We start from the raw sequence: 14663 nt of genomic DNA on the forward strand, positions 1-14663 counted from the left end.
TCGTGAGGGCGTTCGTTACACCATGCCGTCAGCTTCGCAGCATGGCTTCAGCTTCGTCAGCCGCGCTGGGCGTCGTTGCGGCTTCCTGCGCGAGGATGTGCGCGAAACGGCGAGCCGCTGCCGTGTAGTGAGGATTGTCCAAGATGTCGGCGACAGCTGCCGCGATCTTGTCCGGCGTCGACTTTGCGCTCAGGCGTACGCCGGCACCGTGCCGAAGAGCTCGCACCGTGTTGTCCTTCTGGTCGCGGCCCATCGGTATGCACACCAGCGGGACACCGGCTGCGAGAGCCTTGATGAGGGTGCCGTGGCCGGCGTGAGTGATGACGGCCGATGCCTCAGGGAGAATCCGGCTGTGCGGGGCCGCCTGGACGACCTCGACATTAGGCGGCGCCGCGATTTCGTCCGGGTTTACGGCAGTGCCGGTGGTGATGAGGCCCCGGACGGGCAGTTGGCCCACTGCCCGAGCGATGCGCTGCAGCAGGTCGACCTGGTGTTGGAAGATCGAACTGGTGGCGACGAGCACGAGCGGGTCGGGCCCCCGAGAATGCCACTCGACGGCTGCCCAACCCGGGTCGTCGAGCTGTGGCCCGACGTATCTGACATTGGCCGGCAGTCGCGGGGCGACGAAGTCGAACGACGGACTGGTCATGACCAGCACCTTCATGCATCGGTCGAACAACTCGAACACGTCGCGCAGCGGCGGCTGTCCGTAGCCTGCCACCACGACGTTGAGCCGTGGCAGGGTGAGGTCCAGGAGCCACGAAGCGGTCTTCGGCGCCACCGAGTCCCTCGCCCGGCGAAGCACACCCGGGCCTGGCGACCAGCCGGTTCCCATCAGCGGCAGGCCCGGTGTCGGCCGCAAGTAGGTCTGTGCAAGCAGAGCGGCAGTAGGCAGGCCGGTCGATTGGGCCCCGATCAGAATTCCGGGCAGGCCATCCGCCAGGACGGCATCCACGGGGAACTCGCGAACGGTCGCCACGACGTCCTCGGCGTAGCGCCGGGTCATCTCTTTCCCGGCGAAGTCTTTGACCGCCCGGAAGGCGCGCAGCGGATTGCGCCCCTCCATCGCGGCGATCATTGCCGTCTGCTCGGCTCGGGAGTCGAAATGGGGCGCATCCCGCCATGGGCTGAAACCGCAACCCGCCGATCTGGCCGACGCTTCGATCGTCGGATCCGCCAGCAGGTGCACCGCATGGCCGCGCCGGACGAGTTCGGTGGCGAGACCGATGGCGGGCGGGACGGTCCCGCCGCCGTCGATCATCGCCAACAGGAACCGGGCACCGTGACGCCCCAGCTGGTCAGCCATGAACGGCGACGCTCGCCGGATCGGGCACACCGCGCTGGCCATCAGCCCTTCGTCGACCATGACCATCCCCTCACTGATCCGCATCGCGCAGCAAGTCTGGCTCTCCCGTGGAGGCGCCGCAATGTCAGTCTTCATCTGCCGCCAACTCAGGCTTCATCGCCGTGCAGGGTTGAATACGGCGGTTGTCCCAGAAGAGTCAGCCGCCGCCCCCTGACGGTGGTTCAGCGAACAACCGCAGCTTTGCCTGACGAGAGGCCCAGTGCTGTGGCTCGGAGGCGTCTATAACAGGAAGGGGAGCTGCCAAGCTCAGTCACTCACGTACGGGATCTCGGAGTTCTCGATCGGGATGGTGCCAAGACCTCGTGCGGCTAGATAGCGGCGGAGACCGTTCATCCGGCGCTCGGCGGACATGCCTGTTGGCGGGCCCACCGTGATCTGGTCAACAGGCACCGGAGCCACCTCGTCGGAAGGAAACAGTGCTTCGCCCGTTTCCCTCGCCGCCGGCCGCAACTCGACGTACGGGACGATTTGATTTCCGCGAATCCGAAAGTTTGGGTGACCTCTCGATTCGAGACTGGCGATGAGTCGCCACTCATCCTCGGCAGCGAAAGCGTGGTGCTTCAGCACGGCGGCGAGAGAGGTGATCGCGCGAAGCGCATCCTTCGACGCCAGTCCTGGTAGTTGCCCAAATAGACGTTGAGCCATCCGATGTTGAGACCTACTGTCGTACAAAACGCGTACCCACTCGGACGAAGCGAGCCGCCCTTCGGATCCAGCGGGGGCAAACGCGACGTCTGCTCGGATCGTCAAGCAGTAACCAGAGGACTGGGCGTACCCGGTCCACTGATTCATCAGGTAGGACGACGAGCTGGCACTCACGATGTACGTGTTATCAACGAGATCCTGCGTTGCTGAGGCCTGGTCGATGAGGTGGCCGACGACGGCTCTGATCAGCGGATCGGGCTCGTCCCACATTTGTAGTGCAACACGGCAGACCTCGAACCCGTGCTTGACCTCGGATGAATCATTCAGCGCAGTCGCCGATGTGGCCCACAGCTGGTTGCTCTGCAGTATCCCGCTCATGCCCGCCGCGTCGGTGTAGTGATACACGTGCCGCCGACGGTATGCCCCACCGCTCTCCTGAGCGCCCCAGAGATTGGCGGTCCGATCAATGCGTACCTGGCCCGGAACGCTGTCATCTACCATTCCGCGAAGGTATCGCACCATTGCTCGGGCGTCCGGGAATATGGACGACGTCGAGTAGCCGGGCATGGTGCCCGCGCTCGCAGAGCCGATCCCTGACTTCCTTCGTCCGTTACCGTGACCGTGCGTAAGCCGGTCCCTGGGTGGGCGGCCGCGAGCCCACATCAGAGCTCTTCGAGACACCGAATTCGGCGCCCCCGTATACCGGCACGACGCCCTTTTCGCGTCAAGTCGGGGAACGATGACCGCTCGCCAATAGCATCTTCGCAAGGGGGCGCTGATGCAGACGGAGATGTCGTTTCTCATCGACTCGAATGTCGTCATCGCCGCCGAGCCTTTCAATGGGCAACTTGAAGAACTCCAACCGGTCGTCAGCACATTCCTTCGTATCGCAGGCGAACATGGACACAAGGTCTACGTCCACCCCGCGACCCTCGACGACTTCAAGGAGACCGCCGACCGGGTGCATCGCGAGCAGAACCTCGCGGCGTACGCGAAGTACCCGGCACTTCACGAGGTCACCGTCCCGCAACACGTCCTCGAAGTCTTTCCCACCCCGCGGTCCCCCAACGATGACCGGGACTCGCGAATCCTCGCCGCACTCGACATCGGCGCGGTGCACTTCCTCGTAACCAACGACTCGAAACTCCGCCAGAGAGCAGCTCGGCTCGGGCACGAGTCCAGAGTGCTGCGACCCGACGATGCCGCCGCTCAGCTGGCGACCTGGCATCCCGGCGCACCACCCCCGCCGCCGTCCGTGGAGGCTGTCAAGACCTACGAACTCGACGCCCGCCAGCCTATCTTCGAGAGCCTCCGCGACACGTACGCCGACTTCGACGGCTGGATCGCCAAGGTCAAGACTGAGTCGGCATCTCGCCGTGCCTGGGTCGTCCGTGCGGCAGACGGAAGGTACGAAGCCCTCGCCATTGTCAAGATGCGCGACACCCATCCGGTCACGGTGGGCAAGGACGCCATCAAGCTCTCGACGTTCAAGGTCGCCGACTTCGCTGCCGGACGACGTCTCGGTGAGCTGCTGCTGAAGGCAGTTCTCCGCTGGGCGGCCGAAGAGCCTGGCCGTCCGAGCGAGCTCTTCGTGGAGTCGACTCACGAGCGCCTTCTCGACTTCCTTCCCGAGTTCGGCTTCACCATGGTCGGCGCAAAGGATGCTACGCACCTTGACGAACAGGCCTGGGTCAAGGTGCTCGACCCGCCCGCCGGCGCCGACCTCGATGGGCTGGCGCACCACATCGCATATGGGCCACCGGCCATCCGCGCGGGCCAGCCAATCTTCGTCATCCCCATCATCCCGAAATGGTACGAAGACCTGTTCCCCGACGCGGAGGTTTTCGGTCCGTCCGGAGCCATCCCGCTGCCAGGCACTGATCCCGAGCCGCGGGCGCACGGCAACGCGATTCGGAAGGCTTACCTATGTCGCAGCCAGACGAAGAGCATCCCTGAGGGGTCGACGTTGCTGTTCTACCGAAGCCAGGGCGGCAGAACCGGTGATGGCGGAGTGGTCGCCGCCGGTGTCGCCGAGATGTCTCACAAGTCGACCGACCCCATCGAGACCATCGAGCTCTCGTTCAAGCGGACGGTCTACTCGGAGGAGGACGTCGCAGACCTGCACCAAGATGGCACGGGCGTCCTCACCATCCTGTTTCGACACGACCGATTCATCGTGCCCCCTTGGCCGCGGGAGGTCCTCGTGGCGCATAAGGTCGTAACAACCTGGCCGCAATCGATAACTCGGGTGAGAGACCAGGAAGGAATCGCATGGGTAGAGCATCAACTGAACGCGTGGCCCTGATGGCGATTCACGAGCGCTACGCAGACGCCATCATGGACGGCATCAAGCGCGTTGAGTTCCGCAAGCGTCGCCTCGCGGATGACATCGAGACAGTGCTCGTCTACGCCACCGCACCCGTCAGCAAGGTCATTGGGAGCTTCACCGTTCACGAGGTCGTATCGGGCACGCCTGCCGACATCTGGGCGCGCTTCGGCAAGATCGGTGTCATCGACGAGGCGTCGTTCTTCGAGTACTACGAAGGGCGCGATACTGCGGTGGCCATCGTGGTCGGCGGTGCTGAACGTCTCCCGGACCCGGTCGGACTTGATGAGCTTGAGCCGCGGCCCGCGGTTCCCCAGTCCTTCGCATACATTCCCGCGACGTCCACACCCGCCCTCGCCTTGGCGTAACAACTGTGCTTGGGCGCTCGTCAGCCGCGCAACGCGAAGGTCCATTGCAGACCTCACTGGAGAGAGTGCCAACGGGGTCGGTGCGGCAAGCCAGGACAAGCATCAACGCGTGCGTCGGATGCTGAGCGCGTGCCACAGACGAACAACGGCGGAGGAGTGCCTCGCACAATCACGCGAGAGCAGCTAGGCCGCGAATTGCGGGCCGCTCTAGCGCAAGCTCGCGTACCCCGTCATCGCCCCGATGGGTCATGGCAACGGGTGCTGACCTGGAAGCCGCCGCACGTCGCCTCGGACATCGCAGCGGCTGAGGCGGGACCGGTTGAAGCGGTGACTGCGGCGGGCGCCGGTCAACTCAGCGGACCCGAGTGCGGTTCAGGTATGGATCGAGGAGCAACCGTTCGGCTATATCGAAGCTTGGGACGCCGCGCACGTGCAGACCGCGTTCGAAGGTTCATCGGAGCCGGTGATCGTGCGGGTTTCGTCGATCGAGGCGCAAAACTTCACCGCTATTCGAAATCTTCCTGCCTGACGTTCACCCGAACGAGGAATCACTCTGCCCCGTCTGCAGGACCCAGGAGGCGAATCAGCGTGACCGGCAGTTCGGACCCATCGATGCGGCAGCGTGCGCGTCGGCGGTTGTCTGGACTCGTCGCGCGTGGAAGTCGGCCCAGCAAAGCGCGTGCGGTAGCCGGTCGTTCACTGCAACAGCATGAGCCGCGAACTCGAGTGTGGCGAGTCCGCCAGTGATGGTCGCACTGCGGATCCGATTGCGTTCCGCGTCGGCGCTCACCTGATTATTGGCATTCGCTGCGAGTTCGCTCAGGACGTCGTAAGCGTGACGGTGGCATTCATGACCTCGCCGGCGCGAACGAACGTCACCTCCACCCTGTCGCCGGCATGCTTTCTGAGCAACGTCAAGACCATGTCGTCGACGCTTCGAATCGTCGCGTGGTCGATCTCGGTGATCACGTCCCCGGTTTGCAACCCTGCTTGCGTCGCCGGCCCGCCAGGCTCGACGCCGGCGACGAACACGCCGCGGAGCGGCGAGGCGCCGACAGCCGGCACCGTGCGCGCCTCAATGCCCAAGCTCGCGTGTCCTGCGCTGCCGGTTTCGATCATCTGCTCTGCAATCGGCATCGCGATCGCCGCGGGGATGGCGAATCCGATTCCGACGCTTCCTCCGCCAGTATTGCCTGCGGCGTCAGGGACCGTGCTGATCGCCGAGTTGACCCCGACGAAAGCGCCGGAGCAGTTCACGAGCGGACCGCCGCTGTTGCCGGGATTGATCGAGGCATCGGTCTGAATGGCGTCGAGGAGGTGATGGTTGATCGGCCGGCCGGAGGGGACGGTGACACTCCGGCCCAGCGCGCTCACGATGCCTTTGGTCACCGTGCTGTACAGACCGAGCGGCGCGCCGAGCGCGACGACCGGTTGGCCGATTTCCAAGTTGGTCGACGATCCTTGGGTGATAAGCGGCCGCCCGTCCGCTCCGTCGTCTGCCTTCAGGACGGCGAGGTCGGTCGCGGCGTCGGCTCCGACCAGCGAAGCGGCTGATGTGGACCCGTCCGTGTAGCGAACGCTCAGACTGCCGCCGTCGAGCGCGGCAGCGATCACATGCTCGTTGGTCAGGATGTAGCCGCCGGACTTGATGATCTCACCCGTCCCGGTACCGCCCGCCGAGCCATCGCGACCGACCGCTGTGACGGTCACCACCGACGGCAGCACGTCACGGGCGACGCGGACGGCGTCGCACGCCGTTTCGGAAACGGCAGCCTTGACGACGAGCCCGCCGACGAGTCCGCCGAGCACAGCGGCAGCGACGACGCCGACCGCCGCACCTATCCACGAGTTGCGCGACGGCGAGTGCCTGACCGGCTCTGCCAGACGGACCTGAGGGGTGTCGGCGGAATCGGGGACTTCGGCACGGCCCGGTACGACTGATGGGTCATCCACGTGGCAATCCTCATGGAGCGACGTGGAACCACGCAACAGGGTGTCCGGGACGCCAGGGATGCGGCGGCTTCCGGCCACGACCGTCTCCGGGCCGTGGAGGAGCGCCCCGTCCAAACAGTGTGCCGTCGAACGCGTCTGGCGCGGCCCGTTCACGCCGACCAGGGACGCGGTCACCGTTCAGGTAGCCCCGGATCGTCCTGCGGTCATTGTCGGTACGGCGGGCGATCTCGCTGATCGTCATCCCCTGCCGTCTGAGCGCGTGGATATCCACGTCGGCCTCCTCCGAGAGCATGAGAACCGGGCCTCTCTCGAGCTGGTGTGGTCAGAGACCATCAGCATCGAGGGAGGCCCGCCGCACGCGGCGGAACGACCCAGGGTGGGGAACTTCGATGAGCAGACTGGGGAACTTCAGTGAGCGCCGTCAAGGGAGTGGACGGTGACGGTCGATCATGGAACAGGGACGAGGTGCTCTGGCGCCGAGTCCTCATCGGCCGGCGAGGCGCGTAGGACCGGCCCGCTGAATGGCCCGCTGGCGGCGCGCTATGCGGGCGACGTACCACGACTTTGGCGCTGAGATTCAGAACGCTCGACGGAACCGACGCGAAGGCCACGTGTCGCGCGCCATCGCAGCATGGGGGCCCTGTGAGTCCTCTCCACCAACGACCTCCAGCGAGCAAGCATCGGGCCGATCACGACCCAGACCCGCCACCCCAAGACCACGACGAAGACCACGACGAAGACCACGACCACGACCACGACGAAGACGACGACCACGACCACGACGAAGACGAGACCACGACCACGACCACGACGACCAAGAAAAACGCAATGCACGCAGGCACTTCTGTGTAAGCACTCGATACTTAGACACAACCGGCGTACCCTGGTCGCATGCGTGGCGGCCTCGAGCGCTGGAAGCGGGGTGTCGAATCACAAGGGGTTCGGCAAGCAATGGCGTACGCATTCAAGGGAACATGCGATTCTCACCTTCGCAGCGTCACGGGTGTCGAGGCGCTCGCCGGCTACAGCAACGTAGATGCGACGCGAGCCACGCGCTTCACTGTGGAGGACGGTGCGATCACGGTCGACGGGCTCCGTCCCGAAGAGCTGCGCCGGTGGGTTGATGGGCACGACCCTCTCACTGACGCTCACCGAGGCCGCGAACTCACCTCACCGACCGCGGACCTCATCCTGGATGGCACGATCAACGCGCCAAAGTCCTACAGCATTGCCACGCTCATCAACTCCGATCTCGCGTTCGAGTTCGAAGCGCTGCAGGATCGTCTGCGCGATCGCATCATCACCCTCTGGCAAGAGGAGTTGAACGCGCGTCGGGGTGCAGGAGGCAGGGTCCGCGAGGCGCTCGGCCGGATCGAAGTCGTCGAACTCCGGCACCGCCGGTCACGGGCGCTCGACCCGCACATTCATCGCCATCTCTGGCTGAATGTCAAAGTCCAAGGCGAAGACGGCAAGTGGTCGAACGTCGACTCGCGAGTAGCGATGAAGATGCACACGCTGATCAACGCCGAGGGCGAGCTTGCTGCCCGGACGGATCCGACTTGGATGGCAGCGCTCGCGCGGCATGGGTACTCGCTGAACTCCGATGGTGAGATCGCTGAACTTGTCGACGCGGTCCGCCCGCTGTCGCGGCGATCGAATCAGATCGAAGCGAACCGGGCCACGCTCCTGATCACATGGAGGGCAGATCACCCGGGGCAGGAACCGAGCCACGAGGTGCTTCAGCACATCGATCGCTTGTCATGGGCGAAGAACCGTCCCAACAAGCCAGGAGTGATCGATGAATCGGAGTGGGAGCAGCTCATCGCAGACGAACTGCTTGCCGTCGATCCGACGCTCCTGCGGACGAGGCGGGCAACACAAATCTCCCAAGTTGGTATGGAGGCAATCGACCGAGAACTGCTCGCGGCGAAGGCGATCGTCGACGCGGACACTCGATCGTCTGCCTGCGGAGGACGATTCAGCTCGTACGACATTCGGGCCGGCGCCACACGTGCGGCGGCGGCATCCGGACTTGTTGCGTCGCGGGTAGATCTGCAGGAACTGATCGACGATGTCGTCCGACGCGCGGGTCAGCACACCGTAGACCTCCTCGAAGAGTCGAGTCGGCCGTCGCACATCAAGGGCTACATGGCTGCATCGACGGCCGCGCTGAAGGTCGAACTCGCAGCGAGGTTCGCAGGCCTCACGTGTACTGGAGAGTGGGCTGTGCAGACAGAGATCGTGAGGATCGCCGGCGCGATCCTCGCCGAGCACCTAACTCTCGACGACGCGCAGATGAGCGCGGCTGCGGCAATCTCGGGGACTGACCGCCTGGTTTCCGTGACCGGTCCCGCCGGCGCTGGCAAGACCACCATGCTCCGGGTCGCGCGTGTCGCCTTGGCCAGGCAGGGTCGGCGACTTGTCGTGGTCGCACCCACGAAGAAGGCGGCCACAGTGGCGGGCCGAGAGATCGGCGCGACGGCTTCGAGCGTCCACGCCCTCCTAGCAGACCACGGTTGGCGGTGGGGCCGTGACGAGTCGGGCGCCGAGTTGTGGACTCGGCTCTCCCTTGGTCAGACAGATCCGCAGACCGGGTACAGCTACGAGGGTGCGCGTCGCTTCATCCTGCGGCAGGGCGATCGGATTGTGGTCGACGAGGCGGGGATGGTCGATCTGCACACCGCCCTCGCACTTGCGACTCTCGCAGCAGAGACCGGAGCTGGCGTAGCAATGGTCGGCGATCATCTCCAAGCGATGCCGGTTGGTCACGCCGGGGCGATGGCATGCATGACGCGACGCGCAACCGCCGTCGTGGAGCTTGCCGTCGTACACCGATTCCGTGATCCCGAATATGCCGCGCTCACCCTGCGTATGCGGGAGCCGGCATCCAAAGAACACGCGCTGGCGGTCGCGGACGAACTGGACCAGCGCGGACTCATACACCGGGTCGCGGATGCGAACCAAGCCCGTGATGCGATGGTCGAGGCGTACTTCAGGTGGGCAAGCGACAGGAAGCGAGTCGCCCTCGTAACCGGTACCAACGAGGAGGCCGACGCGATCAATGAGGCGATCCAGCAGCGGCGCATCGATCTCGGCCAGTTGATGCAGACTCGGCTTGCAATCGGACAAGGGGAGCAACGCCTGCTCGAGGGCGACGTTGTACAAACCCGGCTGAACGACACGAATGCGGATGTGGAGAACCGCGCTCTCTGGGTGATCCAACGCATTCTCCCTGACGCGCTCGAACTCGCGAGCATCAGCGACAGTGGCGACGTCCGACACGTGAATCTCGAGTACACGGCGGGACACATTCACCTCGCCTACGCCTCCACCGTGCACGGAATCCAAGGCGAGACGACGGACGCTTCGATCGTCGGACCCGGCGTCGACGCGTCGGGGTTGTACGTCGGAATGACGCGCGGACGGGTACACAATGAGACCATCGCGATCGCCCACACGTCTGCAAGCGCACGTGACAAGGTGGCGGATTCGATGATGCGTGGCACGCTCGAGGTGAGCATCGAGGACTCGACGCGTGCCGCTCGAGTGGAGCTCGGACGGGCTGCGCTTGCGCCTCACGTTGGCGATCGGGTCCCGCCTCCGAACGATCGTGCGAGGCGGCCGTTTGGAATGGTGGCAGACATCGAGCACGCAATCGCGACGTGGTCACGCGACACCACAGCGTTGGCTCAGTTTCTTACCGAACTGAAAGCTTGGATCGAAGCGAGCCGGGCGGCGCTAGGAGCGAACGGCGCTCGTACGCGCTCGGCGGAGGCCAGGTCGCATGGTCGACACAACTCGGCTCAGTGGTCGGACGGGCCGTCTGCTCCGGTCGACGTGCTCGAGGCGAAGCTCGCCGCGGCGCAGCCAGAGTATCGGGAACTAAGCGCTCAATTCGCGATGGCCTCGCAGTCGCACGACGGTGCCATTGTCGAGCGGTTTATTCGGGATGCCATGTCGGATGCTGAACGAGAACGCGACCACCGCGTTCGAGCCGCATCACCGGCGGCTGCGGCTCCGCTGCCCATCACGCCCCGTCAGGGGCCAACCCGAGGAATCTAGATGGCCTCGACACCGCCCGTGTCTTGCCTGCGGGGCAAGGGACCTACACAAGCGTCACGGCATTGGCCCAGACCCAACACCGGAACTGCTTGTCGCCGACATTGAATTGGATGCCGCAAGCCCGGTCATTCCAGACAACCACTGCCGCATCGACGAGCATCGCATGCGGGCCGAACCGCACCCATGCTCGACATGCCTTTGGCCGCGGGTCACGAGTCTCTGGGAGTTCGTCGCGCTGCAGTTCTTTCGCGGTGAGCGTCTGCAGTGGGAAGTCGGCCGCGATGCGTTGCAGCACCCGAGCGTCCATAAGTCCGTCGTAGTGCGCTGCGTAGCGCTTGCTCGTGCCCACGACCGGCATCCCCTCATCCGATCCTGGATCTGAGGGTAGCCGGATTCGAAGATAAGTTCTATTCTTGATCTCCATGACGGATGTCGATGTAGAACATGAAGCAACGGTGTGGCTAGTCGACAACGTCCCTGTGCGCATGTTCTATGTCGGGCGCCGCTGGCGGATCACGGACACTCCGACCCGGTTGCGGGAGTCGATCTGGACAGCGCCACTGACCCCGCCGGGCGGCCTATACGGATGGCGGTTCCAGGCAACCGATGAGGGAGGAGAGTCATTCGTGTTCGACGTCTACAGGACCGAGACTGACTGGTATGTCCACCGCTCATATGTGTAGCGCGACTGCTCAATCTCACATTCAGACGAAGCGGGCAGGAGTAGTGTGACTCCTGCCCGCTCTCCTGTTGCGATGGGTCAGCGAGCAACTCCGGCACCGGTGTACGAAACCGGCGTCGCCACCGGCCCCGAAGCGTCAGCTCCGGGGCTCGTGGCTTTTGGGGCGCGCTCGATGTCGACGCTCGCGAACTTGAGCGAGGCACCGACGTTGTCTGCGACAATGTCGCGCGTCTCGCGCGTCTGGCCGGTCTCCTTATCGGCGTACGTGCCGAACCGGAGATCGCCGGCGACGATCACGCTGTCGCCCTTTCGGAGTGAGTCAGCCACGTGGCGTGACTGCTGGTTGAACACCACCACGCGGTGGAACACCGTGCCGGCATCCTCCCACCGCTGCGTCGTGTCATTGAGACGGCGGTCGTTCACGGCAACCGTGAATCGGGCGTACTCGTTGCCCGACTCCGAAGCGCCGTGCTCAGGGTCACCAGTGAGATTGCCCTCGATGGTGACGGGGATTCTTGTCGTCATCCTTCTTCCTTCCGTTGAGAGGCAGCCGTGGATGCCTCAATGAGCGTGGGCCTGTCTGGTCCACGCGTCCCACTCCTGCTCGTCGGTCGCCCTCGACCACGAGCGGGGCCTCGTCTCGCTGTGCGAGCTCGCGCAACCCGCGCCGGCTCGTGTGAGCCGCGGAATCGCGAGTGAGAGGTGTTCGTGCCATGTGATCGGGCCAAGACCGGTATCGGCCGAGTCGAAGCTAACGACGTGGGCGACATGCAATGCGGACAGTTCCTCTACCAGCGCTCCGTGCCTCCACCAGCAGGTCGGAACGACGCTGACAGGGATGCCGTAGCGAACCGTGAACCACTCCACCCATCGACGAAGGATGACCCAGTGGTGGCGAGCCTCATCGTCAGGCAGCCGACGCCAGTCGACGACCTTAATACCGAGTGGCTCCGACGACCCTGCGCGGGCATCGGGGTGGTACCCGGTCAGCTCGGCGGAGGCGAGCCGCTCGACATCCTTCTCGTCACGCTCTTTCACAGGGACTCCTCGAAGGCGGTGATCTTGATCCGCAGTCTTTCGAGGGCCAGCGCCGAAGCGTCCCTCCTCGATCGATGCCGAGCGAGCACGGCGTCGCGGTCGATCAGGCGGTGCAGCAGGTCGTGGCAGAAGGGATGGAGCGGAACGAGATCAGCGTGGCGCTCGAATGCGCGCCACGAGCCGTCCGCGAACCGAACACCGGTGTAGTCGAGGTGGTGAAGCTCCAGTTCACGCTCGCTGGCTGGTCGCCCGCACGCCGCGCACGAAAGGTTGCGTCCCAGTCTCTGCTGCTTCTTGAACCACCGGTCTCGCCGTGCGAACCACGCCGCTGAGTGGAGGAACTCCGACCTGTAGCGATTGAGCCTGCCTGGCTTGCGACGGTTGTTCACTCCTCGCTCACCACCTCGGTATTCATTTCGGCGTCGGAAGCTTCGACGGGGGCCGGCGCAGGGTGGTAGGCCTCGTCGAACACCGCTCGCTGGTCGATCTCCGTGTCCCGCTTGCCACGCTGGATCGTCATCGCGTCGCGGCGCTGGTCCCAGCCGGTCACGTCGAGCAGTACGGCTCGCCGGTTCCTGTACGCGAGGAGGCCCACTGTCGGCGGCATACGGCGGATCTCGTCGACCGACATCAGTGGAAGGCGTTCATGCTGCTCGCTGGTCGAGTGGCCCGCATCCCGGGTCGACCATGATCGCTGGGTGCGCCTCGTCTGGCGTGTTCCGAGGAGTGCCTCTACGTCGCGAAGGTGGTCGACGTGTGACGCGCCGCCGAGGAGGACCTTGGCGGTAGCGGCCGCCCAGATCGTGTCGGCTTCCGCGCGGGACCACGACGTCTCGGCTTGTGAGAGTGCCTGTAGGACGACGAAGGTACAGATCCCGCGACCGCCACCGTCCGCCATGATGCGCGGCAGATTGCCCCACCGGAACATATTGGCGATTTCATCCAGGATCAGTCCGAGGGGGTGGGGAAGGCGCGATCCTTGGGAGGCGAGCGCGCGGTTACGAGCGACTTCGACGATGTCGTCGAGCAAGGCGCCGAGGAATCCGCCCATCGCCGATGCTCCGGACGCGGATCCGATCAAATAGAGCGTGTTTGGTGCATCTAGGAACTCGCGTGGATCGAGTACCCGGTCGCCGGGGCGAGGCATGAGCGCCTCGCGGATCTTGGGCACGGCGAGGGGGGCCACAGCGTTCTGCACACCGAACCAGATCGACGAGACGAGTTTGTCGTCACCAGCAAGCGTCGCCTCGAGGTTGTCGCCCCATCCCTCTGCGCCATCAGCGCGAAGAACCTCGACCGCTTTGCGCGCAACGACGGGGCTGGTTCCCCAGTTGTAGAGATCAGCGATGGTGCGATCTCCGACAGCGGCCGCATGGAGGAGTCGACCCAGTACGACACCGGATGCCTGCGCCCATTCGCCATTCGTGCTCGAGGCGCCCAGCGCAGTACCGGTGATGATCGCTGCCCCGCGCTGCATCGCGACGAGAGGATCCTCGCAGCCTGCGATCGGCGAAACCCGGAGCGGATGCCTGACGCCCGAAAGGCCCTGAGGGTCGAAGACATGCACGTCTCCGCGTCGCTCACGCATGCGCATCGTCGCTGTCAGGTTGTCGTTGGTCGTTGAGGTGGTCACGAGCGGACCGGACCAGTCGAGGATTGCCGAGATCAAAACCCGGTAACCCTTGCCAGAGCGGGGCGGTCCCTCGAGGGCGACCGAGTCTTCGATAGAGACGTAGACGTCCTGACCTCGCGCGCGACCTACGCGCCACCCGACGTCGGTGGCACGAGGACGCGCGATGTCGGGCCGGAGCTGGCGTGCCCGCCGCCACACCGCCCGTGCGGAGAGATGCGCGCGGATCTCGGACGCCTCGGCAAAGCCCGCTCGTGCTCGCAGGTCCGCGATGAACGCCGCGTCCGACTGTCGATAGCTGCGATACGCAATGAACCCGGCGACGGCCACGCCGAGGATCAGAAGGATCGAGACCAGATCTACGACCCGGATGGGAATGACGGGAAGCGCGCACTCCCTCCGCGCGGTGAAGCTTGCCGGATCGCCGCTGATGGCGAGCCATAGTCCCGAGAAGATGTTCTTCGCCTCAGGCCGCGTGCCACAGACAACCTGAGCGACCGTGCCAGCGACGAACGTGAACACGACGCTCAACACCAGGGCGATGGCGAGGCCGATCGCGATTGCCTTGCCGAGGGCTGCTTCGTTCATGCGCA

General features: G+C 64.8%; 11 protein-coding genes. 3 read left to right on the top strand and 8 right to left on the bottom strand.

What is annotated here, in order from left to right:
- Window positions 1–28: 28 nt before the first annotated feature.
- A complete protein-coding gene (locus ABD212_RS17530) occupies window positions 29–1390 on the bottom strand; it encodes a glycosyltransferase (RefSeq protein WP_344097145.1) in 1362 nt (453 codons plus the stop codon).
- A 222-nt stretch (window positions 1391–1612) separates the two neighbouring features.
- Window positions 1613–2416, bottom strand: a complete 804-nt coding sequence (locus tag ABD212_RS17535; RefSeq protein ID WP_344097148.1) for a DUF2971 domain-containing protein — start codon at window positions 2414–2416, stop codon at window positions 1613–1615.
- A 373-nt stretch (window positions 2417–2789) separates the two neighbouring features.
- On the opposite strand from ABD212_RS17535, the gene ABD212_RS17540 reads away from it, so the two are divergent.
- Window positions 2790–4316 carry a PIN domain-containing protein gene (locus ABD212_RS17540; protein ID WP_344097151.1) on the top strand — a complete coding sequence of 509 codons (1527 nt, stop codon included), beginning with the start codon at window positions 2790–2792 and terminating at the stop codon, window positions 4314–4316.
- Window positions 4316–4705, top strand: coding sequence for an ASCH domain-containing protein (locus ABD212_RS17545; RefSeq protein WP_344097304.1), 390 nt, complete (start codon window positions 4316–4318; stop codon window positions 4703–4705). The genes ABD212_RS17540 and ABD212_RS17545 overlap by 1 nt, the downstream gene beginning before the upstream one ends.
- 819 nt (window positions 4706–5524) lie before the next feature.
- Here the strand turns inward: ABD212_RS17545 and ABD212_RS17550 are convergent.
- Window positions 5525–6514, bottom strand: a complete 990-nt coding sequence (locus ABD212_RS17550) for a S1C family serine protease (protein WP_344097153.1) — start codon at window positions 6512–6514, stop codon at window positions 5525–5527.
- 1035 nt (window positions 6515–7549) lie between these two features.
- On the opposite strand from ABD212_RS17550, the gene ABD212_RS17555 reads away from it, so the two are divergent.
- On the top strand, window positions 7550–10720 hold the full coding sequence (locus ABD212_RS17555; protein WP_344097155.1) for an AAA family ATPase: 3171 nt from the start codon (window positions 7550–7552) through the stop codon (window positions 10718–10720).
- Between the two features lie 43 nt (window positions 10721–10763).
- Here ABD212_RS17555 and ABD212_RS17560 read toward each other — a convergent pair whose 3' ends face one another.
- The 5 genes from ABD212_RS17560 to ABD212_RS17580 all read right to left on the bottom strand — a co-directional run bounded on the left by ABD212_RS17560 (window position 10764) and on the right by ABD212_RS17580 (window position 14658).
- A complete protein-coding gene (locus ABD212_RS17560; RefSeq protein WP_344097157.1) occupies window positions 10764–11069 on the bottom strand; it encodes a hypothetical protein in 306 nt (101 codons plus the stop codon).
- Window positions 11070–11480: 411 nt separating this feature from the next.
- On the bottom strand, window positions 11481–11927 hold the full coding sequence (locus ABD212_RS17565; RefSeq protein WP_344097159.1) for a single-stranded DNA-binding protein: 447 nt from the start codon (window positions 11925–11927) through the stop codon (window positions 11481–11483).
- 36 nt (window positions 11928–11963) lie between these two features.
- The gene (locus ABD212_RS17570; RefSeq protein ID WP_344097162.1) at window positions 11964–12440 is read right to left on the bottom strand and encodes a hypothetical protein; all 477 of its coding nucleotides are present in this window, start codon (window positions 12438–12440) and stop codon (window positions 11964–11966) included.
- The gene (locus ABD212_RS17575; RefSeq protein ID WP_344097164.1) at window positions 12437–12829 is read right to left on the bottom strand and encodes a hypothetical protein; all 393 of its coding nucleotides are present in this window, start codon (window positions 12827–12829) and stop codon (window positions 12437–12439) included. The genes ABD212_RS17570 and ABD212_RS17575 overlap by 4 nt, the downstream gene beginning before the upstream one ends.
- Window positions 12826–14658, bottom strand: coding sequence for a type IV secretory system conjugative DNA transfer family protein (locus tag ABD212_RS17580; RefSeq protein WP_344097167.1), 1833 nt, complete (start codon window positions 14656–14658; stop codon window positions 12826–12828). The genes ABD212_RS17575 and ABD212_RS17580 overlap by 4 nt, the downstream gene beginning before the upstream one ends.
- Between the last annotated feature and the right edge of the window lie 5 nt (window positions 14659–14663).

The organism is Microbacterium deminutum, from assembly GCF_039530205.1.
GTDB classification, from domain to species: Bacteria; Actinomycetota; Actinomycetes; order Actinomycetales; family Microbacteriaceae; genus Microbacterium; species Microbacterium deminutum.